Source organism: Caulobacter sp. FV1ye6ST (assembly GCF_058681225.1).
In genome coordinates this window covers 3,720,935-3,747,356 of sequence record NZ_CM178733.1, presented here as the reverse complement: position 1 = coordinate 3,747,356, position 26,422 = coordinate 3,720,935, and the positions used below count along the sequence as shown (strand labels likewise).

The 26,422-nt window shown below is 67.9% G+C and carries 22 protein-coding genes; 12 read left to right on the top strand and 10 right to left on the bottom strand.

The genetic code is table 11. The features are described 5' to 3' along the window. Nucleotides 1–3: 3 nt before the first annotated feature. The 3 genes from ACW175_RS17925 to ACW175_RS17915 all read right to left on the bottom strand — a co-directional run bounded on the left by ACW175_RS17925 (nucleotide 4) and on the right by ACW175_RS17915 (nucleotide 2,696). Nucleotides 4–315 carry a hypothetical protein gene (locus ACW175_RS17925; protein WP_492101352.1) on the bottom strand — a complete coding sequence of 104 codons (312 nt, stop codon included), beginning with the start codon at nucleotides 313–315 and terminating at the stop codon, nucleotides 4–6. Between the two features lie 150 nt (nucleotides 316–465). Then, a complete protein-coding gene (locus ACW175_RS17920) occupies nucleotides 466–2,073 on the bottom strand; it encodes an autotransporter domain-containing protein (RefSeq protein ID WP_492101351.1) in 1,608 nt (535 codons plus the stop codon). Nucleotides 2,074–2,174: 101 nt separating this feature from the next. Further along, nucleotides 2,175–2,696: a GNAT family N-acetyltransferase gene (locus ACW175_RS17915; RefSeq protein ID WP_492101350.1), complete on the bottom strand. Its 522-nt coding sequence runs from the start codon at nucleotides 2,694–2,696 to the stop codon at nucleotides 2,175–2,177. A gap of 63 nt (nucleotides 2,697–2,759) precedes the next feature. On the opposite strand from ACW175_RS17915, the gene ACW175_RS17910 reads away from it, so the two are divergent. Then, nucleotides 2,760–3,137: a nuclear transport factor 2 family protein gene (locus tag ACW175_RS17910; RefSeq protein ID WP_492101349.1), complete on the top strand. Its 378-nt coding sequence runs from the start codon at nucleotides 2,760–2,762 to the stop codon at nucleotides 3,135–3,137. A gap of 192 nt (nucleotides 3,138–3,329) precedes the next feature. Continuing rightward, complete coding sequence (locus tag ACW175_RS17905; RefSeq protein WP_492101348.1) at nucleotides 3,330–5,153, top strand: DUF885 domain-containing protein; 1,824 nt, start codon at nucleotides 3,330–3,332, stop codon at nucleotides 5,151–5,153. A 134-nt stretch (nucleotides 5,154–5,287) separates the two neighbouring features. Here the strand turns inward: ACW175_RS17905 and ACW175_RS17900 are convergent, their stop codons facing one another. Continuing rightward, on the bottom strand, nucleotides 5,288–6,895 hold the full coding sequence (locus tag ACW175_RS17900) for an EAL domain-containing protein (protein WP_492101347.1): 1,608 nt from the start codon (nucleotides 6,893–6,895) through the stop codon (nucleotides 5,288–5,290). Nucleotides 6,896–7,168: 273 nt separating this feature from the next. Between ACW175_RS17900 and recA the strand changes: the two genes are divergently transcribed. Next, nucleotides 7,169–8,239, top strand: a complete 1,071-nt coding sequence (gene recA / locus ACW175_RS17895) for a recombinase RecA (protein WP_099580226.1) — start codon at nucleotides 7,169–7,171, stop codon at nucleotides 8,237–8,239. A 185-nt stretch (nucleotides 8,240–8,424) separates the two neighbouring features. Here recA and ACW175_RS17890 read toward each other — a convergent pair whose 3' ends face one another. After that, nucleotides 8,425–9,399: a hypothetical protein gene (locus ACW175_RS17890; protein ID WP_492101346.1), complete on the bottom strand. Its 975-nt coding sequence runs from the start codon at nucleotides 9,397–9,399 to the stop codon at nucleotides 8,425–8,427. 163 nt (nucleotides 9,400–9,562) lie between these two features. Between ACW175_RS17890 and alaS the strand changes: the two genes are divergently transcribed. Together alaS and ACW175_RS17880 are read left to right on the top strand one after the other, a co-directional pair. Further along, complete coding sequence (gene alaS / locus ACW175_RS17885; protein ID WP_492101345.1) at nucleotides 9,563–12,211, top strand: alanine--tRNA ligase; 2,649 nt, start codon at nucleotides 9,563–9,565, stop codon at nucleotides 12,209–12,211. Nucleotides 12,212–12,334: 123 nt separating this feature from the next. Further along, nucleotides 12,335–12,838, top strand: coding sequence for a hypothetical protein (locus tag ACW175_RS17880; RefSeq protein WP_492101344.1), 504 nt, complete (start codon nucleotides 12,335–12,337; stop codon nucleotides 12,836–12,838). A 6-nt stretch (nucleotides 12,839–12,844) separates the two neighbouring features. Here ACW175_RS17880 and ACW175_RS17875 read toward each other — a convergent pair whose 3' ends face one another. Next, nucleotides 12,845–13,795 carry an AEC family transporter gene (locus tag ACW175_RS17875; RefSeq protein ID WP_492101343.1) on the bottom strand — a complete coding sequence of 317 codons (951 nt, stop codon included), beginning with the start codon at nucleotides 13,793–13,795 and terminating at the stop codon, nucleotides 12,845–12,847. Nucleotides 13,796–13,814: 19 nt separating this feature from the next. Next, complete coding sequence (locus ACW175_RS17870) at nucleotides 13,815–14,393, bottom strand: DUF2939 domain-containing protein (protein WP_492101342.1); 579 nt, start codon at nucleotides 14,391–14,393, stop codon at nucleotides 13,815–13,817. Nucleotides 14,394–14,567: 174 nt separating this feature from the next. Here ACW175_RS17870 and ACW175_RS17865 point away from each other — a divergent pair, with 174 nt between their 5' ends. Continuing rightward, a complete protein-coding gene (locus tag ACW175_RS17865) occupies nucleotides 14,568–15,170 on the top strand; it encodes a CAP domain-containing protein (RefSeq protein ID WP_492101341.1) in 603 nt (200 codons plus the stop codon). 69 nt (nucleotides 15,171–15,239) lie between these two features. On the opposite strand, the gene ACW175_RS17860 is transcribed toward ACW175_RS17865, so the two are convergent. Beyond that, nucleotides 15,240–16,451 carry an NADP-dependent isocitrate dehydrogenase gene (locus ACW175_RS17860; protein ID WP_492101340.1) on the bottom strand — a complete coding sequence of 404 codons (1,212 nt, stop codon included), beginning with the start codon at nucleotides 16,449–16,451 and terminating at the stop codon, nucleotides 15,240–15,242. Between the two features lie 325 nt (nucleotides 16,452–16,776). Between ACW175_RS17860 and ACW175_RS17855 the strand changes: the two genes are divergently transcribed. Further along, nucleotides 16,777–19,200, top strand: a complete 2,424-nt coding sequence (locus ACW175_RS17855) for an ATP-binding protein (protein ID WP_492104993.1) — start codon at nucleotides 16,777–16,779, stop codon at nucleotides 19,198–19,200. Here the strand turns inward: ACW175_RS17855 and ACW175_RS17850 are convergent. After that, nucleotides 19,197–20,192: a serine hydrolase gene (locus ACW175_RS17850; RefSeq protein WP_492101339.1), complete on the bottom strand. Its 996-nt coding sequence runs from the start codon at nucleotides 20,190–20,192 to the stop codon at nucleotides 19,197–19,199. The two genes, ACW175_RS17855 and ACW175_RS17850, sit on opposite strands and share 4 nt — an antisense overlap. Before the next feature lie 77 nt (nucleotides 20,193–20,269). Between ACW175_RS17850 and ACW175_RS17845 the strand changes: the two genes are divergently transcribed. The 3 genes from ACW175_RS17845 (at nucleotide 20,270) to ACW175_RS17835 (ending at nucleotide 22,975) form a co-directional block, all read left to right on the top strand. Beyond that, entirely contained in the window at nucleotides 20,270–21,082 is an 813-nt protein-coding gene (locus ACW175_RS17845) for an RNA methyltransferase (RefSeq protein WP_492101338.1), read from the top strand. 109 nt (nucleotides 21,083–21,191) lie between these two features. Then, on the top strand, nucleotides 21,192–21,608 hold the full coding sequence (locus tag ACW175_RS17840) for a host attachment protein (RefSeq protein WP_099580211.1): 417 nt from the start codon (nucleotides 21,192–21,194) through the stop codon (nucleotides 21,606–21,608). An 86-nt stretch (nucleotides 21,609–21,694) separates the two neighbouring features. Continuing rightward, nucleotides 21,695–22,975 carry a DUF1254 domain-containing protein gene (locus tag ACW175_RS17835; protein WP_492101337.1) on the top strand — a complete coding sequence of 427 codons (1,281 nt, stop codon included), beginning with the start codon at nucleotides 21,695–21,697 and terminating at the stop codon, nucleotides 22,973–22,975. Between the two features lie 8 nt (nucleotides 22,976–22,983). On the opposite strand, the gene ACW175_RS17830 is transcribed toward ACW175_RS17835, so the two are convergent. After that, nucleotides 22,984–24,159 carry a GAF domain-containing sensor histidine kinase gene (locus tag ACW175_RS17830; protein ID WP_492101336.1) on the bottom strand — a complete coding sequence of 392 codons (1,176 nt, stop codon included), beginning with the start codon at nucleotides 24,157–24,159 and terminating at the stop codon, nucleotides 22,984–22,986. Nucleotides 24,160–24,320: 161 nt separating this feature from the next. On the opposite strand from ACW175_RS17830, the gene ACW175_RS17825 reads away from it, so the two are divergent. Further along, nucleotides 24,321–25,430 (top strand): S-(hydroxymethyl)glutathione dehydrogenase/class III alcohol dehydrogenase, encoded by a 1,110-nt coding sequence (locus ACW175_RS17825; RefSeq protein ID WP_492101335.1) that lies wholly within the window; start codon nucleotides 24,321–24,323, stop codon nucleotides 25,428–25,430. 144 nt (nucleotides 25,431–25,574) lie between these two features. After that, the gene (gene fghA / locus ACW175_RS17820; RefSeq protein ID WP_492101334.1) at nucleotides 25,575–26,408 is read left to right on the top strand and encodes an S-formylglutathione hydrolase; all 834 of its coding nucleotides are present in this window, start codon (nucleotides 25,575–25,577) and stop codon (nucleotides 26,406–26,408) included. The last annotated feature ends 14 nt before the right edge of the window (nucleotides 26,409–26,422 follow it).

The window sequence follows — 26,422 nt, the reverse complement described above, 5'->3', positions numbered from 1 at the left end:
GGATCAGCCCAACCGCGCCTTGGCCTCGGCCGGGGCGACCTGCTCGAACAGGATCTTCAGGTGCTGATCCTTGGCGTGATCGTTGTGCAACTCCCACGACAGCGAGACCGGCAGGCGCAGGCGGTCGCCGTCGGGCAGGCGGGCGATCAGCACGCGCCAGGAGAAGCCATCGCCGGGATCGCCCAACGGGTCCTTGAACTCGACCGGGGCCGGATCACGCAGGCGGAACAGGCGCTCAGGGTTGGCCTCGAACCAGGCGCGATCGGCCTCGGCGGTAGGATCCTTGACGACTTTGGCGGTGAGTTTGCGAGCCATGGCGCCGTCCTAGCACTGTTCCCATCTTCAGGTCATGAGCGAGAAGCCGATCAAGCGCATGAATGCCGTGGGCGAGCGGCTGGGCCTGGAGCGGGTCTAGCCTCGCGGCGTCGGCCGCCCGACTTCAGGAGAAGTCCGGCGGCCTTCGCACTAGAAGCCGAAGCGCGTCCCGATCCGCAGGCTGCCGCCCGAGCGGCCGCCGCCGCCGTCGCCGCTGAGTTCCGCGAAGGTGATTGTCCCCGCCGTCGAGCGATAGCTGGCGCCGACCGTGATCTGGCCGAAGGTGCGGCCGCCATCCGTCGACAGGTGCTCGCGTTGGTCGCCGCTAATCAGGGTCAGGTCGTTCTTGACCGTGAAGTCGTGCGCCACGAACGCCGCTCCATAGGTGGTCAGGACGCCGCCGAGCAGGATGCCCTGGGCCGAGCCGCGAACGCCGGCCTTGGCGACGAAGCCGGTGGCGTTGTCGAAGTCCAGCCGCTGGCCCAAGGTCTCCATGTCGTCGAGGCGCGTGCTGACGTAGCTGACGCCCAGCAGCGTTTCGTAAGCCAGACCGTCTTCGCCGAAGCGGTGGCCGGTCTCGACCTGTGCGCCATACGTGGTTCCGTCGAACTTGGCGTCGATGCCGTCGACCGTGTTGCTGGACTTGATCGACTGGCGATCGGCCTTGGCCAGGGCGTTCAGGAAGAAGCCGCCTTGGGTCAGGGCGACATAGCCACCGAGGTTGACGACCCGCAGCTTGACCTCCTGGCCCGCGACGCCGCTGAACCGCATCGTGGCGTCGGCGTAGCCGCCGGTCAGGCCCAGGGCGATGCGGCCGTCACCCGGATCGCCATTGACCAGGTCGAGACCCATCTGGCCGCCATAGGTGGTCTGCGCGTAGTCGACCGCGACCTTGCGCTGGGCCGACCCGGCGATGTCGTCGTCGCGCTCCTGGCGGCCGCCATAGGCCTGACCCCAAACGCCCGCGCCGTCCGCGGCCGGGCCTGCGTCGCGCAAGCTGGCCGCATGCGCGCTCCAGGCGTCGGCCGACCGCCGCCAGACGCTGCTGGCGCCCTCGGCGATCTTCAGCGTCTCGTAGACCCGCTGACCGGCCACGCCCTTGAGACGATATGTCGCCGCCTTGGCGTCATAGACCATGCCGTAGTGGATGAGGCCGATCTCGTCGTTCTCGATCGTGAAGGCGTCTTCCTTGGAGCCCGCGCCCGCTTGGATCAGGACCGGTCCCTTGTCGCCGGTCAGCACGGCGGTCTTGGCGGACAGGACGCCCAGGGTGATGGCCGTGCTGCCGTTGGCGATGTCGCCGACGATGAGTTGGTCGGCGCCGTTGGGTCCTACATCCAGGCCGAGGCGCGCCTTGCCACCGCCGGAGTAGTCGCCGGCGATGGTGAGGGCGTCGCCGATGTGGCCGTTCCTGAGATCGACCATGCCCTTGTTCGCCAGGCCTTCGAGCGAGATCAGCGAGACCCGGGTCGGAGTGGTCGAATTGGCGCCGACCGTGATGACTCCGTTGTTGATGACGCCGTCCTCGCCGTCGCCGAAGTCGACGTCTTCGATCAGGTCGATGGTCTTGTCGTTAGTGACGGTGTCGTTCGCGTTGGTCAGGTCTTTATCGCCAAAGACGCGACTGGGATCCGCCGCGTGGGCCGCTAGGGGCGAGAGCAGGATCATGGGGCCGAGGATGGCCGAGAGCGCGGTCGACGCGCGGAAGCGGCCCGTGACCGGCGCGAACGCGCCAGCCCGGTGAGCGGAACTCAACACTTACTTGGACTCCGTAAGCGATCGCGCCCCCGCGACGCGGCGGAACCTAGGGGGCGCGAAGGCCCGGATCAAGCCGAAGTTTCGTAAAAACTGTACAGGTTTTACCGGCGCCGCTCCAGCACCATGATCGGCGAACCCTTGAAGGTGGTGTGTGTCCGCAGCGTGAAGCCGATCTTGGCGGCCAGGGCCAGGGAGGCGGCGTTTTCGGGGTCGATGATGCAGGGCACGACTGGCGGGGCGAGGGTCTCGTCGATCCAGGCCAGACCCGCGCCGACCGCCTCGGTTCCGAAGCCCTGGCCATGCGACCAGGCCGATAGGACCCAGCCCATTTCCGGCAGGCCGTACAGGCTGGGCTGGATATCGCGGCGCAGGTCGGCGAAGCCCACCTCGCCGACATAGCGACCGGTCGAGGTCTCGCGCACCGCCCAGTAGCCGAAACCCAGCACTTCCCACAGGCCCCGGGCCCGCATCAGCCGCGTCCAGGTCTCCTCGTCGGTGAACGGTCGGGCGCCGACGTGGCGGACCACCACGGGATCGGCCCACATGTCGCGGCTGTCCTCGAAGTCGTTGAGTGTCGGAGGCGCCAGGGTCAGGCGGGCGGTGGTCAGGGTCGGGGCGGGCATCACGGCTCTGAGTTTGCGTCGAACAGTGAGCAAGCTACACCGGCGCGCAGAGTAGGGAAGACCATGACCACGCCAGAAGACGCCATCGCCGCCCGCCGCAAGCTGACCAACAAGCTGATCGCGGCCAAGGAGTCCGAGCGCCTGCGGCCGTTCTTCGATCCGCGAGTCACCCTGATCGCAGGCGACGGCTCGCTGCTGCTGGGGGCCGAGGACGTGCTGGCCGCCTTCGCCAGCCAGTTCGCCGACAAGGGCTTCGGCGCCTACATCCGCACGACCGAGGCGATCAGCCTGAACGCCGAGGGGAACCGCGCCGCCGAACGCGGTCACTGGCTCGGCCAGTGGAAGGACGCTCCCGAGCAGTCGGGGACCTATCTGGCCACCTGGAAGAAGGTCACCGGCCAATGGGTGATCGAGAACGAGCTGTTCGTGACGCTGGCTTGAGCTTGGCGATTGCAATCGACCGCATGACTCGGAATTAATTTCGCCAAAGCCGGGCAGTGGGCGTACGCCTTCGCCCTCAATTCGGGCCCCGAGCATGACCGCTTCGCGGACATGCTCAGACTCAAGAAAGAGAGCGTGGCGGGCGCCGAAACCGCACACACTTTCGGCTGCCACGCTCACGGAGGAAAAGCCTTGCTCAACCGTCGTCACATGATGTTCGCCACCGCCGCGGCCGGCTTCGCCGCAACCGGCGGCGTGCCGTCCCTGGCCTTCGCTCGTGAAGGCGAGGTCGCCAAACTTAACGCCCTGTTCGACGAGATCATGGCCAAGCAGCTACGCCAGTCGCCCGAGACGGCGACCGGCCTGGGCCTCGACAGCGGCGAGCTGGCCTGGACCAAGGGTCTGCTCAGCGACCGCTCGTTCGCCGCCATCAAGGCTGGCGCGGCCCAGACCACCGAGCAACTGGCCGCCCTGCGTAGCATCGACCGCCGCGCCCTGAAGGGCATGGACGCCGCCAACTACGACACCGTCGAGTTCGTGCTGTCGGTGCAGGACGAGGGCAACAAGAAGTTCAGCTACGGCGGCGGCGGTTCGGGCGCGCCCTACGTGCTCAGCCAGCTGACCGGCAGCTACCAGCAGATGCCGGACTTCCTGGACACCCAGCACAGCATCGAGACCAAGGCCGACGCCGACGCCTATCTGTCGCGCATGGAGGGCTTCGCCCGCCTGATGGATCAGGAAAGCGCGATCGCCAGGCAGGACTTCGCCGACGGCGTGATCCCGCCGGACTTCATCATCGACAAGACCCTGGTCCAGATGAAGGCCTTCGCCGACACCCCGACGGCCGACGCTCCGCTGGTCAAGTCGATCGCGCGCCGGACGAAAGACAAGAAGATCGCGGGCGACTGGGCCGCCGAGGCCTCTCGGATCTATGAAGGCTCGGTCCTGCCGGCCCTGAAGCGCCAGATCGCCCTGCTGGAGAGCGTCCGTGGCAAGGCCACCCACGACGCCGGCGTCTGGCGCCTGAAGGACGGCGGCGACTACTACGCCGTGTCGCTGAAGAACTACACGACCTCGGACCTGAAGCCGGACGAGATCCACCAGCTGGGCCTCGACCTGGTGAAGTCGATCTCGGCCGAGGCCGACAAGCTCTTCAAGACCATCGGCATGAAGACGGGCACCGTCGGCGAGCGCATGGCCAAGCTGGGCGAGGACTTCTATCCAAACACGGATGCGTCCAAGGAACAGCTGATCAAGGACCTGAACGAGAAGGCCGCCTGGATCCAGAAGCAGTTGCCGGCCTATTTCGGCGCCCTGCCCAAGGCGCCGCTGGAGATCCGCCGCGTGCCCAAGGCCATCGAGGCCGGCGCGCCGGGCGGCTACTACAATTCGCCGTCGCTCGACGGCAAGCGTCCGGGCATCTACTGGATCAACCTGCGCGACACCAAGGAACAGGCCAAGTACACCCTGACCACCCTGACGGTGCACGAGGGCGTCCCGGGTCACCACCTGCAGCTGTCGATCTCGAACGAGGCCAAGGGCCTGCCCATGATCCGCAAGATCATCGGCTTCTCGGGCTACACCGAGGGCTGGGCGCTCTATTCCGAGCAGCTGGCTGTCGAGATGGGCATCTACAAGACCGACCCGCGCGGCCATCTCGGCATGCTGCATGACGCCCTGTTCCGCGCCGTGCGCCTCGTGGTCGACACCGGCATGCACTACAAGAAGTGGAGCCGCGAGCAGGCCGTGAAATACATGGCCGAGACCATGGGCGACGAGGAAAGCGGCTCGATCACCGAGATCGAACGCTACGTCGTGTGGCCCGGCCAGGCCTGCAGCTACATGATCGGCAAGATCGTCTGGCTGCGCGCCCGCGCCAAGGCCCAGAAGGCGCTCGGCAAGAAGTTCGACATCCGCGAGTTCCACGACGCGGGCCTGCTCTCGGGCATGACTCCGCTGACCACGCTGGAGCGCGTGATCGACGACTACATCGTCAGCAAGGGCGGCAAGGCCTGACGTCCTGAATTCTCCTTCCCCTTTATGGGGAAGGGGGACCACGAGTGGTGGATGGGGCGACGCCGCGATGCGCCTGCGCCGCCCCCTCCGGCCCTTCGGGCCACCTCCCTCATAAAGGGGGAGGAGAGTCTGTTTTACCCCCAGCTCTCCGACGCGCCCGCGCGGCGGGCCACCGCGGCGATCGGCGGATTGGGTCGCAGGGCGGGGCTCGGCTTGTCGGCGGGCCTGCCGTAGAGCCAGCCCTGGGCGAAATCGACACCGGCGGCGCGGACGATCTCGGCTACCTCCACGGTTTCGACCATCTCCGCCACGGTGCGGATGTTGAGGTCGCGGCACAGATCGACCAGGCGACGCACCAGGGCGCCGTCGCGGCCGTTGTCGGCCAGCTCGCGGACATAGCGGCCATCGATCTTGACGATATCGAGGGAGAGCTGCTGCAGATAGGCGAAGGACGACGAGCCCGCGCCGAAGTCGTCGAGGCAGACCAGCGAGCCCATGCCGCGCAGGCTCTGGATATGGCGGTTGGCGCTCGGCAGGTCGTCGATCGCGGCCGTCTCGGTGATCTCGAAGATCAGCCTGCCCTTGGCCTCGTCGTGCTTGGCCAGCAGACGGCCGATATGGTCGACGAAGGTCTCGCTGATGATGGTGCGGCCAGAGACGTTCACGGCCAGCTTCAGCTTGCGTTCCTGGTCGTTGGCCAGCTTCTTCACGGCCTGTTCGACGATGGCGTGATCGAGTTCCTCGATCAGGTCGAATTCCTCGGCCATGCGGATCAGGGCGAACGGACTGCCGCCGTCCTCGAAGCGCACCAGCACCTCGTGGTGGTGCGTCGCGCCGGTCGCCAGCGACACGACCGGTTGGTAGGCCAGGGTGAAGCGGCGCTGGCTGACGGCCACGCCCAGGGCGCCGGCGCGGGCCAGGGTGCGCTTCACGGAGCGGTTCATCGCCTCCGATAGCGTCAGCGGCGGCGTGCTCTTCAGGCCCTCGCGCAGGAAATCGTCGAGCGCGTACCGCAGGGCGCGCAGGGCGCGGGCCGAGCCCCCGCCGCCTTCCAGCGGCACGAGATGGGCGCTGGCCTCGGCGCTGACCATGCGGGTCAGGCGCTTGATCATGTTGTCCGGACGGTCGTCCCGGGTGCGCAGCAGGGCGAAGCGATCGGGCGACAGCTGGGTGGCGGCGGAACCGCCGTGCGACTCGGCGCGGACGGCGCTGGCCACGCGTACGTCGAGGGCGGCCGCCTCCACCGGGGGCAGGCCTTCACGTATGGTCTGCAGGCCGGCGAACTCGACCATGGCGAGCTCCAGTTCCAGGCCCGTGACGCGGGCGGCCTCGAACAGGCCCTTGGCGATGTCGTCGAACGAATCGCGCGGGTGCAGCGTGCCGGCGGTCAGGGGGGGACCGGCCGACTGGGCGGCGGTGACGGCCAGCGAGACCCGGCCGTCGTTTTCGGGCAGGGCGCGCAGGATCACGCGGACATGGCGGTCTCCGGGGCCGCTCAGACGAAGTACGACGGGACCCCGGCGCACGCCGTCGTCGGCGCAGTTCAGCATGGCGTCCATCAGCGGCTGGTCGTCGGGGTGGAACAGATGCGGCCAGACCTTGCCGGTCAGGCCTGCTTCACCTTGGCCCATGACCTTCTGCGCGGCGCCCAGCGCCAGGCGCACGCGGCCGTCCTGCAATTCGACGAGAAGATCTGCGCTGGCGAACGCCAAGCCCAGAAGGCGGCGCGGGTCGATGGTCAAGTCGGCATTCCCCCCAAGACAAGGCGAAGCTGACATGGCGGGGCTTAAAGAGCCGTTTCGGAGGCGCCCGGACGACCTCAAATCCGGTGGCTGTCCGTGCGGCATTCCGGCCTACGACAGAAACGGTCGTTTCTTACAGGGGTGAGCGACGGGAACATCTTGCGAACATGGAACAAAGGGCGTACGACTTCACCATGTTCCACAGGTCGTTGGGACGCGGCGCGGGAAGCGCCGATCGGGCGACCGGAATCATGGGATAGAGGGCGGACAACAATGGCTAGTCAGGCGGCTTTGAAACTCGTGGGCAAAGAAGAAGGCGACAAGCAACGCGCGCTAGAGGCGGCTCTCGCCCAGATCGACCGCGCGTTCGGCAAGGGCTCGGTGATGAAGCTGGGCGAAAAGGGCAAGGTCGAGATGGAGTCGGTGTCCACCGGCTCGCTGGGCCTGGACATCGCGCTCGGTATCGGCGGCCTGCCCAAGGGTCGGATCATCGAGATCTATGGCCCGGAAAGCTCGGGCAAGACGACCCTGGCCCTGCACGTGGTGGCCGAGGTCCAGAAGGCCGGCGGCACCGCCGCCTTCGTCGACGCCGAGCATGCCCTGGATCCGGGCTATGCGTTCAAGCTGGGCGTCAATCTCGACAACCTGCTGGTCTCGCAGCCCGATAACGGCGAGCAGGCCTTGGAGATCACCGACACCCTGGTGCGCTCGGGCGCCGTCGACATCGTCGTGATCGACTCGGTCGCGGCGCTGACGCCGAAGGCCGAAATCGAAGGCGAGATGGGCGACAGCCTGCCGGGCCTGCAGGCCCGTCTGATGAGCCAGGCGCTGCGCAAGCTGACCGCCTCGATCAACAAGGCCAACACCATCGTCATCTTCATCAACCAGATCCGTCACAAGATCGGCGTGATGTACGGCAGCCCGGAAACGACCACCGGCGGCAACGCGCTGAAGTTCTACGCCTCGGTGCGCCTGGACATCCGCCGCACCGGTTCGGTGAAGGTCCGTGACGAGATCATCGGCAACAATGTCCGCGTGAAGGTCGTCAAGAACAAGGTGGCTCCGCCGTTCCGCGAGGTCGAGTTCGACATCATGTACGGCGAGGGCATCTCGAAGCTGGGCGAAGTCATCGACCTGGGCGTCAAGGCCGGGATCATCGACAAGGCCGGCTCCTGGTTCTCGTACGGCAGCCAGCGCATCGGCCAGGGTCGCGATAATGTCCGCGAGTTCCTGAAGACCAATCCCGACGTCGCCGCCTCCATCGAAGCGGCCGTCCGCAAGTCGTCGCAAAAGATCGAGGAAGAGCTCCTGGTCGGCGGCCCGGAGGATGGCGAGGAAGAATAGTCTCCTCGCAAGGTTTCGCGGCCCTCGCCCGACCCCGGGCGTCCCCGCCTTCAACACGCCCGCGGCCGGACCGCCGCGGGGGCCGCGATCGCAGGCCGCCTGGACCCCATGCCAGGCGGCCTTTTCTTTTTCGTTCCTTGTCGCCCCAAGCAGGGCTCTTTTCCGGAGGGGGAGGCCGTCCGCGACTATCCGAAGCAGGACGCGGGCGCTCGGTCCACCTTCCCGCCCACATAGCAGGGCGGGCCCAACATGCGGTCCAGAGCGGGGCGCAGGATCGTGAGATGGCTCGCTCCGAACACGACGAGAACGTTCTCGCCCTTGCCGAGATGATCGGCGATGGTCTTCAGGAGAAAGGCGTCGCGCGCACGCCCAACGGCGGCCGCGAATTTGTTGGAGCCGAAGTCGCCATCAGCCAACGGGCCGACCTCCTCGAGCCTGAACGTCGAGCCAAAGGCTTGACCGTTCGTCTCTTCGTACCAGCGCGCCCACGCCGTGTAATCTGGCAGCGGAGTTTCCGTCAGGCCTAGGCGGGTCCTGTTACGCAGCAGTTCATTCTCGATGAGAGCCTTGATCTGGAGATCTCCGCCATCGGCTATTCTCTTCTCTCTGATCCACTGGGGAACGGATCTGAGCGTGTAAAACCCCAGAAGATCGACAGCCGAGACGCCCTCGACGAGAAGGCGATCGCGAATAACGATATCGTCGGGCTCGCCGCCCCAGATATGCGCGTGCTGTTGAACGGCGCCGCGCAAAGCAGGAACGCTCTCGCCGCCCATCACAAAGCCATCGGTTTCGGTCTGGGACTGAAGCCATTGCAGCGTACGAGGGGCGTCCGCGCCTCGCGAGTATGGGAAGCCTTCCGCGATCAGGGTGTCGAAGCGCTCGCGAGCGTAAACTTCCGCGATGAGCTTGAAGGTAGGGCTGTCCGAACGCGTTGAATGGTTGGCGACCACGAAGGTCAGGCTATGCCCTCGCCATCGATAGACGGCCGCGAACGCCTCGTCTGGCTGCCGGTCGCTCAGCTCCCGGGTCCACGGCGCGAGTTGAGTCGCATCCGGACGAGGCACGCTGGAACAACCCGCCAGCAGCGCCCCGGAGAGAAACAAGACGAGTCCTGTGCCGCGCACGCCGCTATCCAAGACCTGAATGATGCAGTCCAACCTGTACTATATTTGGTGGTGTCGGCGACGCTAGGGACACGCCCTTTTCCGCCCCGCGGCGCGCCCCTATTTCCGAGTCGGTTTCCCCTTCGCTAAAAACCGCGCTATGCAGCGCCCGACTCCCGGCCGCCTGCCGGACCGGTACGCCAGACTTGAGACGCTCATGCCCAGCTTGAACGAGATCCGTAGCACCTTCCTCGACTACTTCGGCAAGGCCGATCACGCCGTCGTCCCGTCGGCGCCGCTGGTGCCGCAGAACGATCCGACCCTGCTGTTCGTCAATGCCGGCATGGTGCCGTTCAAGAACGTGTTCACCGGCGCCGAGACGCCGGCCCATCCGCGCGCGGCCAGCTCGCAGAAGTGCGTCCGCGCCGGCGGCAAGCACAACGACCTGGACAATGTCGGCTACACGGCCCGCCACCACACCTTCTTCGAGATGCTGGGCAACTTCTCGTTCGGCGATTATTTCAAGGAGCAGGCGATCCACCACGCCTGGACCCTGCTGACCCGCGACTTCGCCCTGCCGAAGGAAAAGCTGCTGGTCACGGTCTACCACACCGACGACGAGGCGGCCGACCTGTGGAAGAAGATCGCCGGCCTGTCGGACGATCGCATCATCCGCATCCCGACCAGCGACAACTTCTGGTCCATGGGCGACACCGGCCCGTGCGGCCCGTGCTCGGAGATCTTCTTCGACCACGGCGAAGGCATCCCCGGCGGCCCTCCGGGCAGCCCCGATGAGGATGGCGACCGCTTCATCGAGATCTGGAATCTCGTGTTCATGCAGTTCGAGCAACTGGCCGGCGGCGAGCGCCTCTCGCTGCCCAAGCCCTCGATTGACACGGGCATGGGCCTGGAACGCGTCGCGGCCGTCCTGCAAGGCGTGCACAACAACTACGACGTCGACCTGTTCAAGAGCCTGATCGCCGCCAGCGTCGAACTGACCGGCGTCAAGGCCGAGGGCGCGGAAGCGCCCTCGCACCGCGTCATCGCCGACCACCTGCGATCGTCCTCGTTCCTGCTGGCCGATGGCGTCACGCCGTCGAACGAAGGCCGCGGCTACGTCCTGCGCCGGATCATGCGCCGCGCCATGCGCCACGCCTATCTGCTGGGCGCGCAGGAGCCTCTGATGCACCGCTTGGCCCCGACCCTGGTGGCCGAGATGGGCCAAGCCTATCCGGAACTGCGCCGCGCCGAGGCCTCGATCGTCGAGACCCTGCGCCAGGAAGAAGAGCGCTTCCGCGTCACCCTGGGGCGCGGCATGGGCCTGCTGGACGAGGCGACCGCCAACCTGACCGCTGGCGGGGTGCTGGATGGCGAGACCGCCTTCAAGCTCTATGACACCTATGGCTTCCCGCTGGACCTGACCCAGGACGCCGTGCGCGCCAAGGGCCTGACCGTCGACACCGACGCCTTCGACTCGGCCATGGAAAAGCAGCGCCAGATGGCGCGCGCCAACTGGGCCGGTTCGGGCCAGCAGGCCGGCGCGGCCGCCTGGTTCGCGATCAAGGAAAAGGCCGGCGCCACCGACTTCGTCGGCTACGAGAACACCGAGACCACCGGCGTCGTGAAGGCGCTGCTGGTCGACGGTGTCGAGGTCGAAAGCGCCGCCGGCGGTACGACCGTCGAGGTTCTGCTGGACCGCACCAGCTTTTATGCCGAGAGCGGCGGCCAGGCCGGCGACACCGGCGTGCTGGAAGCCAACGGCCGCGAGAACCGGGTCCTCGACACCCAGAAGCAGGCCGGCGAACTGTTCGTCCATCGCGTCGAGCTGTCGGGTGACCTGAAGGTCGGCGACCAGGTCGTGGCCTCGGTCGACGCCGAGCGCCGACACACCACCCGCTCCAACCACTCGGCCGCCCACCTGGTGCACGCCGCCCTGCACCATGTGCTGGGCCCGCACGTCGCCCAGAAGGGCCAGATGGTCGACGGGGAGCGCATGCGCTTCGACTTCAGCCACGGCGGCCCGCTGACCGCCGAGGAGCTCGACCGCATCGAGGCCGAGGTCAACGAGGTCATCCGCCAGAACGTCCCGGCCGAGACCAAGGAAATGGCCCCGCAAGAGGCCATCGAGGCCGGCGCCGTGGCGCTGTTCGGCGAGAAGTACGGCGACAGCGTCCGCGTCCTCACGCTGGGCAAGTCGCTGGCCGACGAGGCCAAGGCCTATTCGGTCGAACTGTGCGGCGGCACTCACGTGGCCCGCACCGGCGACATCGCCCTGTTCAAGATCGTTTCGGAGCAGGGCGTCGCCGCCGGCGTCCGCCGCATCGAGGCCCTGACGGGCGAGGCGGCCCGTCGCTTCCTGCTGGATCAGGCGGGCGTGGCCAAGGCCCTGGCCGACCAGTTCAAGACCCCGGTCCTTGAGGTCGGCGCGCGCGTCGACGCCCTGATCGCCGACCGCAAGCGCCTCGAGAAGGAACTGGCCGACGCCAAGAAGCAGCTGGCCCTGGGCGGTGGCGGTGGCGCGGCGGCGGGTCCGGAAGACGTCAATGGCGTCGCCCTGATCGCCCGCGTCCTGGACGGCGTCGGTGGCAAGGAACTGCGCGGCGTCGCCGAGGAGTTCAAGAAGCAGCTGACCAACGGCGGCGTCGTCGCCCTGGTCGGCACGTCCGACGGCAAGGCCGCCGTCACCGTGGCCGTGACCGCCGACCTCACCGGCAAGTACAGCGCCGCCGACCTGGCCAAGGCCGCCGTGATCGCCATGGGCGGCCAAGGCGCTGGCGGCAAGGCCGATTTCGCCCAGGGCGGCGCGCCGGACGACAGCAAGGCCGGCGAAGGTCTGGCCGCCGTCAAGGCGATCCTGGCCAGCTGATCGCCGGGACGTTCGAATGACGAAGGGGACGCCGCGAGGCGTCCCCTTTTTTCATGTCCGAAGCTTGACGGCGCGGCCGGTTCCGCGTTGATTTACGTGTGTAGTCCTGAGGGGGCGTGCGCGATGCGTAACTGGATCGGACTGGCATTGCTGGTCGGTCTCACCGCCTGCGATCAGGCCCAGGCCCCGTCGACCGCTATTCCGCCGCCGGCGTTCTGGCGCGTCGAGATCGTCGAGGACTCGGGCGGCCAGACCGGCGCGGTCGAGGTCTGCGCCAATCCGGAAATCTTCGCCGCCTTTTCCCGCGCCGAGCCCCGCATCGCCGGCCAGCCCTGCGCACCGTACGGCAAGCCCGCGACCGACACGCCGACCGACTATGCCGGACGCTGCGAGGCGAACGGCCAGCGCTATGGCCTTTACGTGTCGACCAAGGGCGACCGCGCCAGCGACTTCACTGTCCGCTTCGCGCTGCAGCCTCTGCAGGCCGACATAGGCACGGTTGTGCAAGCCCGCCGCTACCAACGTCTCGGCCCCTGTCCGGCGGGTTGGAAGGCCGGCGACCAGGCCAAGATCGGCGGCGGTCAGGCTTCGAACCTGCTCGCCCCGAAGGACCAGCCTGCTCGTTGAGAGCCCCTAGCTGACGCGGGCTGTCAGCAGCAAGGCGGCCACCGCAAGGGTCACCGCCGACGCCGCCGTGGTCAGGGCCACGATCCGCGCCGCGCCGCGCGGCCACACACCGTAGGCGCGGGTCTGGATGAAGACGTTGACCGCCGTCGGGGCCGCCGCCAGCAGCGTCGCGCCGGCGCGGAAGAGTGGCGGGGCCGGGGTCAGGCCAACGGCCAGCCAGACCAGCAGGGGGAAGGCGATTAGCTTGACCAGGGTCGCCAGGACGACCGGCGCGCCGGACGGCGCGGCCTCGCCCTCGGTCTCGCGCGGGCCCAAGGCCGCGCCCAGCGCCACCAGGCCGACCGGGCTTCCCGAGGCGGCGGCCATGCCGACGGCGCGGTCCAGCGGCTCGGGCAGGGCGATGTCCAACAGGGCCAGGGCGACGCCGGCCAGGGCCGCGGCCACGACCGGATTGCGGAACGCCTGCACCGTGGAACGCCAGACCGACCGGCCGGCGGCCCAGCCGAGCAGGCCCACGCCGGCGGTCGCCAGCACCGCGAAGTCGACCGCCACCACGCCGGCGACCAGCCGTGCGGCCTCGGCCCCCAGGACGGCGGCGGTGACCGGCAGGGCCAGAAAGGCGCTGTTGCCGACACCCGACGCCATGCCGGCCCCGGCGCGCTCTGCCTTGCTCCAGCCCAGCAGACGGCCCGCCGCCAAGGTCGCGGCTATCAGCAGCAGGCCGACGCTGGCGTAGGCGACCAGACCCAGGAGGAGATCATGGCTAGGTCGGCCAAGGCGCGACAACGAGTTGAGCAGCAGGGCGGGAAAGCCGATCCAGTAGACATAGGCCGACAGACCCTGGGTCATCCGCCCGTCCAGCAGGCGCAGGCGGGACAGGGCCAGACCCGCGCCGACCAGCAGGAAGAACGGCCAGACCCGGGAGAGGACGTCGAGGACGAGGGCGGTCACATCCATCAGATTTCTTGGGCCCGGATCAGCCCTGGCGCTCGTCGCCCGGCAGGCGGATGTGCACCAGCTTCCAGGTGAACAGCGCCGTGCGCTCGAAGGTGAAGATCGTGACCCGGCCGCTGCCGTCCGGACGCTTGACCGCGATGCGCACGCGGTTGGGGTCCCAATAGGCGATGCTGGGGTAGGGACCCTGGATCGTGGCCTTGACCTGACCGCCGAACGAACTGTCCTGGGCCGAGGCGGGCGGGGCCTTGCCCGGCGCGTAGCCGCGGGTCAGCGCCGAGACGCCGGCCACGGTCAGGTAGCGGTCGACCTTCGGCTCGGGCGGGGTGAGTGGCTCGATGGCCTTCTTGAAGACGCCGAGCGGGTCGCGCCAGATCGACGGGGCTTCCGGCTGGGCGACCGGGGCGTCGGCGACCAACTGGCCGGTCAGGCTGCGGCGCACGGCCGGGAAGTCGACCAGTTCGCCGATCGCCTGCACATCCTCGTACTGGGCGGCGGCTTTCAGGGCGCGGAAGGCGAACCACGGCGCGGTGGCGAAAGCGGCGGCGAAGACGAAGATCGCCAGCACGATCAGGTCCCAGATCCGCTTCTGCAGGGTCATGCCGCCTCCGAAAGGTTAACGTCGGATATCCCAGCTATCGCCGTCCCCCGCAAGAGCGCTCGCGTGGGACGGGCGGAGCATTGGGGCAGGGCGCGACAACACGCCTGTCGCCGCGACGGCGCGCCCCTGATATCAGCGATCTTCGAGGGACTTCAGTATCGAGAGTAACGCCACGTGTTGCGCCGTCCTTTGAGCGTTCGCGCCGCCGTCGCCTTTGTCGCGGCCGTCTTCCTGATTCCCATGGCCGCCCACGCCAGCGCCGATCTCGATGCGGATGTGCTGGCGGAGCTGAACTATGTCCGCGCCCATCCGGCGGAGTACGCCCACGAACTGCGGGGCGCGCCGGAGTGGGCATTGCGGCAGGAGGAGCCTGACGCCGTGGAGGAGGCGATCGCCTTTCTGGAGCGCCAGCAGCCTCTGGCTCCGCTGAAGAGTGATCGACGCCTGGGGGCGGCGGCGTTGGAGCATGTCCGGGTCCAGGGGCCGCGCGGCGACGTCGGCCATGGCGCGGCGGGAAGCCTGGGGCAGCGCCTGCGCGACGTTGGCGTCTATGCGGGGCTCGCGGCCGAGAACATCTCGTATGGCTATGACGACGCCCGAGCGGTCGTACGGCAGTTGGTCATCGACAGCCGCGTGGCGGGGCGCGGCCATCGGCGCAACATTTTCGCGACCAGCTACACGGCCGCCGGCGTGGCCTGCGGCGGGCACCGACAGTGGGGCTCGATGTGCGTCATCGATTTCGCCGGGGCGCTAATGCAGCGCGGCAGAGCCGAGTAGGCGGAAACGAAAAACGCCCCGGAGGAAGACCTCCGGGGCGCTCTTGTTCCAGGCCGGAGCCTGGTGGTCTTAGGCCATGGCCTTCTTCAGGTTCTCGTCGATCTTGTCGAGGAAGCCTTCGGTGGTCAGCCAGCCTTGCTTGTCGCCGACCAGCAGCGCCAGATCCTTGGTCATGAAGCCGCTTTCGACGGTGTCGACGCAGACCTTTTCCAGGGTCAGGGCGAAGTTGGCCAGGTCCTGGTTGTTGTCCAGCTTGGCGCGGTGGGCGAGGCCGCGGGTCCAGGCGAAGATCGAGGCGATCGAGTTGGTCGAGGTGCTCTCGCCCTTCTGATGCTGGCGATAGTGGCGGGTGACGGTGCCGTGGGCGGCTTCGGCTTCCACCGTCTTGCCGTCCGGGGTCATCAGCACCGAGGTCATCAGGCCCAGCGAGCCGAAGCCCTGGGCGACGATGTCCGACTGCACGTCGCCGTCATAGTTCTTGCAGGCCCAGACGTAGCCGCCCGACCACTTCAGCGCCGAGGCGACCATGTCGTCGATCAGGCGGTGCTCGTAGTGGATGCCCTTGGCCTTGAAGGCCTCGGCGTATTCGGCGTCGTAGATCTCCTGAAAGATGTCCTTGAAGCGGCCGTCATAGGCCTTGAGGATCGTGTTCTTCGTGGAGAGGTACACCGGATAGCCACGGCCCAGGCCGTAGGCGAACGAGGCGTGGGCGAAGTCGCGGATCGACTCGTCGAGATTGTACATGCCCATGGCCACGCCGGCCGACGGAGCCTTGTAGACCTCGTGTTCGATGACCGAGCCGTCCTCGCCGACGAATTTCATCGTCAGCGTGCCCTTGCCCGGGAACAGGAAGTCGGTCGCCTTGTATTGGTCGCCGAACGCGTGACGGCCGACGATGATCGGCTGGGTCCAGCCGGGCACCAGGCGCGGCACGTTCTGGCAGATGATCGGCTCACGGAAGATGACGCCGCCCAGGATGTTGCGGATCGTGCCGTTCGGCGACTTCCACATCTTCTTGAGATTGAATTCGGTGACGCGCTGTTCGTCCGGCGTGATGGTCGCGCACTTGACGGCGACGCCGTGCTTCTTGGTCGCCTCGGCGGCGTCGATCGTAACCTGGTCGTTGGTGGCGTCGCGGTTTTCGACCGACAGGTCGTAGTAGTCGAGCTCGAGGTCGAGGTACGGGAAGATCAGCTTATCCTTGATGAGCTTCCAGATAATGCGGGTCATTTCATCGCCGTCCATGTCGACGACGGGATTGGCGACTTTGATCTTGGCCATTGCGGGGGTGTTCCTCTGGCGGTGGCGCGACTGTGGCGATCTGGCGCACAGGGCCAGGAAGCGGCGCGGTCCGGGAGCCTATAGACTGTTGCGTCGCGGGGGAAAAGCGGGTCGGTTGGGCCTCGTGACCAAGTTCAGTTTTCCAGTGTAGGGTTTTGAGGGCGGCGGCCCAGGGGCGGGGAGCCGACCGTGTTTAGCGAAACACGGTTTCTTTCTTGACGAAGCGAGGCAGACCGCCCCAGACGGGGTTGAGGGAGCACTTTTGAACAGCAACCTCGGAGCAGTCACGACCGTGACGACGCCGCTGGCGCGTCGGCTCCTGACCATGGTGGCGATCCTGTCGATCGCGGTGACGGGCGTTGCGACGGCGGCGGCCTTCGTCTTCGTACGTAAAAGCGCCGCCGACACCCAGACACGTCATCTGGCCGAATATGTCGGTGAGCGGGTCAAGACCGAGGACCGGTTATTCTCCGACCTGGTCAAGGTGCACGATGCGGCGGGCGAGGCCCTGACGCGCCGATTGGACATGGGCGACGCTCTGGCGATCCACGCCCAGTTCGATCGATTGTTCCCGGAGAAGGGGGACGGCACCCGGCGCTCGGCCGACGGCCTGTTCAAAGGGGCTCGGATAGACAACCGCTACGTCTACGGCATCGGCGGCTATCTGCCGAACGCCGACGCCATGAGCTTGCCCGAACAGCAGCTGTTCGTCGCCGCCACCGACGTGGTGGCCGCCACCGGGGAGGCCGAGATCCTCCACTACGACAACTTCTACTTTTTCACGCCCAAGACGCGGATGGTGATGTTCGGCCCCCACCGGCAGGACAAGCTTCTCTACTACCGCCGCGACGCCCCGCCGACCCTGTCGATCGCCAACGAGGAGATGACCCTACTGACCCTGCCGGAGAACAATCCGGACCGGGTGATGAAATGCACCAAGCTGCGGCGGCTGATCTCCGACCCCAGCGGCCGGGGGCTGAACTCGGCCTGCATGACGCCCTACTACTATAAGGGCCAGTTCATGGGGGCGTTCGGCACGAGCCTGTCGCTGGACAGTTACCTGCTGCGCGCGGTGGCCGACGCCCTGCCGGGAGGGCGCAATCTGATCGTAGCCGACGATGGCGAACTGGTCGCCGCCCAAGGCCTGTCGCGCGATGGCGTCGTCGATGCGCGCCTGCTGAGCAAGTTCGAGGCCGAAAACAACCTCAAGGGCCTGGTCGACACGATTCGCGCCCAGAACCGAGACGTCGGCGCCGTCCTGACGCCCAAGGGCGACCGGCTTGTGGCCTATGGCCGTCTGGTCGAGCCGGGCTGGTGGTTCCTGATGACCTTCCCGCCGGGCGACATCGTCTGGTTGTCGCTGAAGACGGCCTCGTGGGTGCTGCTGTTCGGCTTCGTCGGCGTGGCCTTGCAGGTGCTGCTGCTCTATCGACTGACCAACCAGATGGTGGCCGCGCCGCTGGAAGCCCTGGCCGAGGCTCAGCGTCGGGGCGACCCCGCCGCCGCCGAACCGATCGAGCGCCGTACCGACGAGATCGGCTCCCTGGCCCGGGCGCTTCGCAGCCAGCGCGAGCGCAATGAGGAACTGCGGCGCTCGCTCGAGGACCGCGTGGCCGAGCGCACCGCCGAGCTTGAACGCGCCAACCAGGCCAAATCGGTGTTCCTGGCCAATATGTCCCATGAGTTGCGCACGCCGCTAAATGGCGTCATCGCCATCGGCGATCGCCTGGGCGACGAGGAGGATCCTGTCGCGCGCCGCGAGCTGGCGGCGCTGGTCTCCTCGTCGGGACGCCTGCTGGAGCAGGTGCTGGGCGATATACTGGATGTCTCCAAGATCGAGGCCGGCGAGTTCCAGCTGACCACCGGGCCCTTCGACCTCGCCCAACTGGTGCGCGGCATGGCCGAACTTCACGCCGCCGCCGCCGAGGCCAAGCACCTCGTCTTCCGCTGGTCGGTCTCGCCTGACGCGGAGGGGACCTACGAGGGCGACTCGGGACGGATCAGCCAGATTCTGTCCAACCTGCTGGCCAACGCCGTGAAGTTCACCGCCCAGGGCGAGGTGTCGCTCGAGGTCGATCGAGTGGGCGACAAGGTCCGCTTTGTCGTTCGCGACTCCGGGGTTGGCTTCGACGAGGGCGTGCGCGATCGCCTGTTCAAGCGTTTCGTCCAGGCCGACCAGTCGATCACCCGCCAGTTCGGCGGCACGGGCCTGGGCCTGTCGATCTGCGCCGCCCTGGCCGAGATGATGGGCGGCGGCATCAGCGCCGACGCCTCGCCGGGCCATGGCGCGCGCTTCGAGGTCCTGCTGCCGTTGACCCGCTGCGAGACCCTGGCCGAGGCCGCGATCGAGGAGGATCGCGAGATCTCGCTGGAGGGCATGCGGGTGCTGGTCGCCGAGGATCATCCGACCAACCGCAAGGTCGTCGAGATCGTGCTGGAGCCGTTCGGCGTCGACCTGACCATGGTCGGCGACGGCGAGGCGGCCTTGCGGGCGCTGGACGAAGCCACCTTCGACGCCGTGCTTATGGACATGCAGATGCCGGTCATGGACGGGCTGTCGGCCACGCGCGCCATTCGCGCCCGCGAGGCCGCTTCGGGGGCGCCGCCGATCCTGGTGATCATGCTGACCGCCAACGCCATGGAAGAGCACATCGCCGCCGCCCAGGCGGCCGGAGCCGACCTGCACCTGGCCAAGCCGCTGCACCCGGCCCAACTGCTGGAAGCCCTGGCGCGAGGCCGGACCGGCTAGAACTCCTTCAGCACCGCCTCGCCGACGTCGGTGATGATCGCCTCGCGCTGGGCCGCGTCGGCGGTCGAGGCGGTCAGGAAGACGACGAAGGCGATCCGGCGGCCGTCCTTCAGCTCGACGAAAGCCGCGGCGTGGTTGGTCGGCTGCACGCCCAGGTCCGGCCGTGCGGCGCCGGCCAATTGGATGATCCGGGCGCCGGCCGGCAGGGCCTTGGCCAAATAGCCGGTGTCGCGACCCAGCAAGCGGGCTGCATCGGGCTTGTAGAACAGCTCGCGATTGGTGAAGGCGTCCATCAGGCGAAGCAAGCCGACGGGCGTGGCGGTGTCGCGCGGGTCGGTCGCGCGGTCCCGGGCCGCCTTGGCGCGTTGGTCGGCCGGCGCCGCGTCGACCGCCTTGCGCCAGGCGGCTTCGCCTTTCCAACTGGCGCGGAAAGAGGCCAGGCCCCGGGCGTCGGTGGCGATCTGGCGGCGATAGCGGTCGACGCTGACGTGCTCGATCCGCTTGACGTCCAGCCAGCCATTGACGGCGCCTGGTCCGCCGACCCGCTTGATCAGCAAGTCCAGCGCGGTGTTGTCGCCTTGGCGGGCCAGGGTCTCCAGCTCGGCGATACTCCAGGTCCGGCGGCCCGGCCAGGCGTCGGCGACGGCGCTGGGCGGCGGCGACAGGTCGACATCGCGAACGGTCAGGATCTCATCCAGCGGCAAGCGTCCTTCCTCGGTCTCGGCCATCACCGCCGCCAGGATCGGTATGCGCGCGGCCCCGCCCAGGGCGAAGCGCCGGTCGCCGTTGAACGCCCACAGCTGGCGCGTGCCCAGGTCCTCGACCGCCACGCCCAACACGGCCGGCGCGGCGCGGGCGGCGATGGCCTCGATGCGCTTCTGGAGATTCTTGGGCTTCATGGCCGGCTCTTCCTGCCCCAGCATCGGCTTCTCACCGCAGGCGGTGAGCACGGGCAGGGCGAGGAAGGCGGTCAGGAGGGCGCGGCGAGACATGCGGGCTAAACGCGGCCGTGGCGGTTCGGCTGCTCTGCCTCTTGCATACGGTGTGCTGTCGACGGCAAAGGGTGCGGATGACCGAAGACTTCAAGCCCGTCCCGCCCAAAGGCGCGCCCCCCTGCGTGATCCTCAACGAGCCCCAGCTGGCCGAGAACATCGGCGCGGTGGCCCGGGTGATGGCCAATTTCGGGCTCTATGACCTGCGCCTGGTCCGGCCGCGCGACGGCTGGCCGCAGGAGCGGGCCTGGGCCAGCGCCTCGGGCGCGAGCTGGCCGCTGGACGACGCCAAGGTCTTCGACACGCTGGAGGCGGCGATCGCCGACCTGAAGCTGGTCTACGCCACCACGGCCCGTCCGCGCGAGACGCGCCTGCCGGTTTACACGCCGCGCGAGAGCGCCGGCCACCTGGCCGAGGAGGTCGACCTGGGCCGCGGCGTCGGCCTGCTGTTCGGCGGCGAGCGCGCGGGGCTGGAGACCCACGACATCGCCCTCTGCCAGGCCATCGTCTCGATCCCGATCGACGAGCGCTTCCGCTCGCTGAACCTGGCCCAGGCGGTGTCGATCAACGCCTACGAATGGAAGATGACCCAGGACGACCGGCCCTGGAAAAAGTTCGAGCAGAACGTCGAGGAGCCCGCCGACCAGGCCACCCTGATGGGCCTTTACGAGCACCTCGAGGGCGAACTGGACAAGGCCGGCTTCTATCATCCGCCGGAGAAGAAGCCCTCGATGGTCCGCAACCTGCGCGTCCCCCTCGCCCGCGCCCGCCTGACCGACCAGGAGGTCCGGACCTTCCGTGGGGTGATCACGGCCCTGAGCAAGGGACGCGGCCGGGTACTGGCGAAGCTGGCCGCCAAGGCCGCCAAGTCGGAAGGCGAAGCGCCTTAAGGACGAACCTTTAAGGGCGATCGGCTGGCGGATTTTTGACCTCGATCATCCGCCGGCGGAACGCGAGGGCGCAGGCTTACCGGGTGGCCAAGGCCAAGGAGCTTTTCGCATGACCCCTGACGCAAGAACCCTGATCGTCGTCGCGGACGGACGCCGCGCCCGCCTGCTGGAGCAGCCGCGCCTGGACGGTCCGCTGCATGATCGTCCCGAATGGCTGCCCGGCCTGAAGGAGCAGCACGACCACGCCGCGCCCAGCCACATCACCCATGCCGGCGACGCCCATGACCGGGCCGAGAAGGCGTTCCTGGATGACCTGGCCCGTCGCATCGACGACCTGAACGCCCGCCAGGGCTTCGATCACGTGATCCTGGTCGCTCCGCCCCGGGCGCTGGGTCACCTGCGGCGCGGCCTGTCGACGGCGGTGATGCGCAAGGTGGTCGGCTCGGACGCCCATGAACGGGTCGACGCCACCATCATCACCCTGCAGAGCGTGGTCCACGCCGCGCGCCTCGCCCACGCCGCCTGAAGCCGGCGAGAGGCCAGCCACGGGCCTTGCGTCTCGGGCGGTTCGCGCGTTCACTCCCGATCAAACAAACGTTCGGGGAGGGCGTGATGAACCGTCGAGAACTGCTGGCCGTGGCCGGCGCGCTGGGCCTGTCGCCAGCCTGGGCTGCTCAGGCGGCTCCGGGAGACGCCATGGCCGCCCGGGACGCCTATCTCTACGCCCTGCCGCTGATCGAGATGGCCACCGCCCGCGAGCGGATCCTCAAGATCCCCGGCGCGGCGGTCAACGCCTTGCGCCACACCCGCACCCTGTCGGACCACACGGCCCGCTGGGTGACGACGCCGAACAACGACACCCTCTATTCGCCGGCCTTCCTGGACCTTTCCAAGGGGCCGGTGACCCTGACCATCCCGCCCATGGGACAGCGCTACTATTCGGTCGCGGTGATGGACATGTTCACCAACAACAACGTGGTGCTGGGCACGCGGACGATCGGCGGTGAGGGGGGAACCTTCACCCTGGTCGGGCCGAGCCAGGCCTCGACCGGTCCCAACCCTGTCCGCATCGCGACGCCGCATGCCTGGATGCTGATCCGTATCCTGACCGACGGCGGTGAGGATCTGGCCGCCGCCCACAAGGCCCAGGACGGTTTCGTGCTGAAGGGGCCAGCCGGTGGCCCGCTCGCCGCCTACGCCAACCGCGACGCCAAGCCTGCGGACTATTTCGCCGCCGCGCGCGCCCTGCTGGCCAGCGATCCAGCCCCGCCGAGCGATCTGAAGATACTGCGCCGCACGAGCGCGTTCCTCGGCGCGGGACCGTTCAGCGACACCGCGGCCGCCGACGGCGTCGACGAAGCCAGGATGATCACCGTCTTCGCCAGGGGGCGGCAGGTGTTCACCGGCGGCTGGGCGTATCCGCGACCCAACCTCGGCGACTACGGTCAGGACTATCTCTATCGCGCGATCGTCGCGCTGCAGGGCCTGGGCGCGCTGCCCGTGGCCGAGGCCGTGTATCTGAAGGCGGCCGGCGACGACGGGGCGGGAACCTTCAGCGGCGATGGGCCGTATCGCCTGAGCCTGCCGGCCCAGTTACCGCTGGACGGCTTCTGGTCGCTGTCGATGTACGAGGCCACGGCCGACGGCCAGTTCTTCTTCACCGACAACCCGATCAAGCGCTACGCGATCGGCGACCGCACGCCGGGCCTCAAGCGCAACGCCGACGGGACCCTTGATCTCTGGATCGGCCGGAGCGACCCCGGTGGCGACAAGAGCGCCAACTGGCTCCCGGCGCCGAAGTCGGGGCCGTTCGCGCTCTATCTGCGCGCCTATCTACCCAAGGCCGAGCTGCTGGACGGCCGCTTCCGGATGCCAGCGGTGGTCAAGGCCTGATCGGCGACTCAGGTTCCGGCGATTGGCATGGCGAAGGTGAAGCGAGTCTCGTGCTCGTCGGACGTCACCGTCAGGGTCCCGCCGTGGGCGCGGGCGATCTCGGACGCGATGTAGAGCCCCAGGCCCAGCCCGCCCTGGGTCGGGGCCGAGGAGATACGGACGAACGGCTGGAACAGGCGCTGGGCGGTATCCGCCGGAATCGGCGCACCGCCATTGGCCACCGACACGCGGAACACGCCACCGTCGTCGCGAGCCTCGATCCGCACCGGCTGGTCCTTAGCGCCGTGGGTCAGGGCGTTGCCGACAAGATTGGACAGCAGTTGATTGATCCGGCCGATGTCGACGGCCGGAGCCTGGCTGAGGCGGATGTCGCTGATGACAACGCGGGTCGGATTCCCCGCCCGCAGTTCGTTGACCACTTCCTCGAGGGATTCGGCGAGACCCAGGTTCTCGCGGCGCTCGATCCCGATGCCGCCGCCGAGGCGACCGCGCGCGAAGTCCAGCACGTCATCGATCAGGTCGGCCATGCGGGCGACGCTCTTGGTGATCTCGCCGACTACCCAGGTTCCGCGCTCGTTCAGCGGGGTCTTGTTCAGCAGTCGCACGCCGCCATCGATCGCGGCCAAAGGATTGCGCAGGTCATGGCCCAGCACCGCGATGAACTGGTCGCGAAGCTCGGAGGTGGCCTGGGCGTCCAGCAGGGCGGCCTGGCTGCGCGCCAGCCGCTGTTGGATTTCCAGCTGGCTGCCGATCATGTCGGCGAACAACTCGAACATGCCGATTATCTCGGGCGTGCGCAGGCGCGCCGGATCCGGGTCGATGGCGCAGAGCGTGCCGAAGAACTGCCCGTCGCAGCGGATCGGCGTGGAGATATAGCTTTGGAAACCGTACTGGGCCGGCGTGTGATGATCGCGAAAGTCGGGATCCTCGGCCACATGGTCGATGACGACCGCGACGCCGCTCAGGCGGATCTCGTCGCAGATGGTGCTGGTCAGTTCCAGTTCGCCGCCGGGCTTCAAGCCAAAGGCGATGTCGTCCTTGACCGCACAGGCCACCCAGCGCTCGCCGGTCACCCGGGCGACGGCCGCGAAGCCCATGCCCGTCGTGCGGCACACCACGTCCAGGATCTTGGGGACCACGTCGATCCTGCCGATCGCGGCGATGTCGCTGTCGATAGAATACAAGTCAGAAGTCCTCACGGTCGCTGTCAGTCTAGTGGCCGCGCCGGGCGGGGTCACTAACATCCCTGTGAAGGTCCTGTCCGTTTGCAACCCAACACGGGCCTCGACCAGGGCGCTCGGTTTGGCCAAGGTGCGGCCGACAGAATCTGCATGAGGCCAACTCGATGAAAACCCGCGCCGCCGTCGCTTTCGAAGCCAAGAAGCCGCTGGAGATCGTGGAAGTCGACCTGGAAGGGCCGAAGTTCGGCGAGGTGATGGTCGAGATCAAGGCGACCGGCGTCTGCCACACCGACGCCTACACGCTGGACGGCCTGGACAGCGAAGGCATCTTCCCGTCGATCCTGGGCCACGAGGGCGCGGGCGTGGTGGTCGAGGTCGGTCCGGGCGTCACGTCGGTGGCGGTCGGCGACCACGTGATCCCGCTCTACACGCCCGAATGCCGCCAATGCAAAAGCTGCCTGTCGGGCAAGACCAACCTCTGCACGGCCATCCGCGCCACCCAGGGCAAGGGGCTGATGCCCGATGGCACCAGCCGCTTCTCGTACAAGGGCCAGGCCATCGCCCACTACATGGGCTGCTCGACCTTCTCGAACTACACGGTGCTGCCCGAGATCGCCGTGGCCAAGATCCGCCGCGACGCCCCGTTCAAGACCGCCTGCTACTGCGGTTGCGGCGTGACGACCGGCGTCGGCGCGGTGACCAACACCGCCAAGGTCGAGCCGGGCGCCAACGCCATCGTCTTCGGCCTGGGCGGCATCGGCCTGAACGTCATCCAGGGCCTGAAGCTGGTCGGCGCCAACATGATCGTCGGCGTCGATCTCAACCCGGACCGCGAGGAATGGGGCCGCAAGTTCGGCATGACCCACTTCGTCAACCCGAAGACCATCGACGGCGATCTGGTCCAGCATCTGGTGGCCCTGACCGACGGCGGCGCGGACTACACCTTCGACGCCACCGGCAACACCACGGTCATGCGCCAGGCGCTGGAGGCCTGCCACCGCGGCTGGGGCGAGAGCATCATCATCGGCGTGGCCGAGGCCGGCAAGGAGATCGCCACCCGCCCGTTCCAGCTGGTCACCGGCCGCGTCTGGCGCGGCACGGCCTTCGGCGGCGCGCGCGGCCGCACCGACACGCCCAAGATCGTCGACTGGTACATGGACGGCAAGATCCAGATCGACCCGATGATCACCCACGTCCTGCCGCTGGAAGACATCAACAAGGCCTTCGACCTGATGCACGCGGGTGAAAGCATCCGGACCGTGGTGACGTTCTAGTCGGAGTTTCCCTCCCCCTTGATGGGGGAGGGGCAGGGGTGGGGGTGGCTACGGTTTCAGATGCCGCGCGCCGTCACCAACTCAGTAGATCACCCCCATCCCCAACCCTTCCCCCATCAAGGGGGAAGGGAGCGGAGGCCCAGCATGACCGTCGAGATCCTCGCCACCCACCGCGTCCACGGCGGAACCCTGCGCTACTGCAAGCACGCGTCCGCCAGCACCGGCACGCCGATGAAGTTCACGGTGTGGACGCCTGAGGGCGAGGGGCCGTTTCCCTATCTCGTCTGGCTGTCGGGCCTGACCTGCACCGAGGACAATTTCACGGTGAAGTCGGGCGTCTACGCCCATGCGGCCCAGCACGGTGTGGCGATCGTCGCGCCGGACACCTCGCCGCGCGGGGAAGGTGTGGCGGACGATCCGGCGTACGACCTGGGGCAGGGGGCGGGCTTCTATGTCGACGCCACCCAGGCCCCGTGGGCGCCGCATTTCCAGATGTATTCCTACGTCACCAAGGACCTGCTGGAAGCGGTCGATGGCGCCTTCCCGCTGGATCCGGCGCGGCGGGGGGTCTTCGGGCACTCGATGGGCGGCCACGGGGCGCTGACCCTCGCCCTGCGTAATCCGGAGCTCTTCAAGTCGGTCAGCGCCTTCTCGCCGATCGTCTCGCCGCTGAACTGCCCGTGGGGCGACAAGGCGATGACCGCCTATCTGGGGCCAGACCGCGCCGTCTGGCGCGCCCACGACGCCTGCGCCCTGATCGAGGACGGGGCAGGGGCGGCCTTCGACGACATCCTGATCGACCAGGGCCTGGCCGACAGCTTCCTGGAAAGCCAGCTGAAGCCCGAGCTGATCGAAGCCGCCGCCGAGAAGGGCGGCCGCAAGGTCACGGTCCGGCGGCAGGCGGGCTACGACCACAGCTACTTCTTCATCACGACCTTCATTGGCGAACACCTGGCGTTCCACGCTGAACGCCTCTGAAGTTGACTCGCATA

Coding starts and splice junctions, on each gene's coding strand:
- alaS (WP_492101345.1), top strand. CDS start 9,563: ATGCCCAGCTTGAACGAGATCCGTAGCACCTTCCTCGACTACTTCGGC.
- ACW175_RS17845 (WP_492101338.1), top strand. CDS start 20,270: ATGACCGAAGACTTCAAGCCCGTCCCGCCCAAAGGCGCGCCCCCCTGC.
- recA (WP_099580226.1), top strand. CDS start 7,169: ATGGCTAGTCAGGCGGCTTTGAAACTCGTGGGCAAAGAAGAAGGCGAC.
- ACW175_RS17850 (WP_492101339.1), bottom strand. CDS start 20,192: ATGTCTCGCCGCGCCCTCCTGACCGCCTTCCTCGCCCTGCCCGTGCTC.
- ACW175_RS17855 (WP_492104993.1), top strand. CDS start 16,777: ATGGTGGCGATCCTGTCGATCGCGGTGACGGGCGTTGCGACGGCGGCG.
- ACW175_RS17915 (WP_492101350.1), bottom strand. CDS start 2,696: ATGCCCGCCCCGACCCTGACCACCGCCCGCCTGACCCTGGCGCCTCCG.
- ACW175_RS17840 (WP_099580211.1), top strand. CDS start 21,192: ATGACCCCTGACGCAAGAACCCTGATCGTCGTCGCGGACGGACGCCGC.
- ACW175_RS17825 (WP_492101335.1), top strand. CDS start 24,321: ATGAAAACCCGCGCCGCCGTCGCTTTCGAAGCCAAGAAGCCGCTGGAG.
- ACW175_RS17835 (WP_492101337.1), top strand. CDS start 21,695: ATGAACCGTCGAGAACTGCTGGCCGTGGCCGGCGCGCTGGGCCTGTCG.
- fghA (WP_492101334.1), top strand. CDS start 25,575: ATGACCGTCGAGATCCTCGCCACCCACCGCGTCCACGGCGGAACCCTG.
- ACW175_RS17875 (WP_492101343.1), bottom strand. CDS start 13,795: ATGGATGTGACCGCCCTCGTCCTCGACGTCCTCTCCCGGGTCTGGCCG.
- ACW175_RS17860 (WP_492101340.1), bottom strand. CDS start 16,451: ATGGCCAAGATCAAAGTCGCCAATCCCGTCGTCGACATGGACGGCGAT.
- ACW175_RS17910 (WP_492101349.1), top strand. CDS start 2,760: ATGACCACGCCAGAAGACGCCATCGCCGCCCGCCGCAAGCTGACCAAC.
- ACW175_RS17925 (WP_492101352.1), bottom strand. CDS start 315: ATGGCTCGCAAACTCACCGCCAAAGTCGTCAAGGATCCTACCGCCGAG.
- ACW175_RS17880 (WP_492101344.1), top strand. CDS start 12,335: ATGCGTAACTGGATCGGACTGGCATTGCTGGTCGGTCTCACCGCCTGC.
- ACW175_RS17870 (WP_492101342.1), bottom strand. CDS start 14,393: ATGACCCTGCAGAAGCGGATCTGGGACCTGATCGTGCTGGCGATCTTC.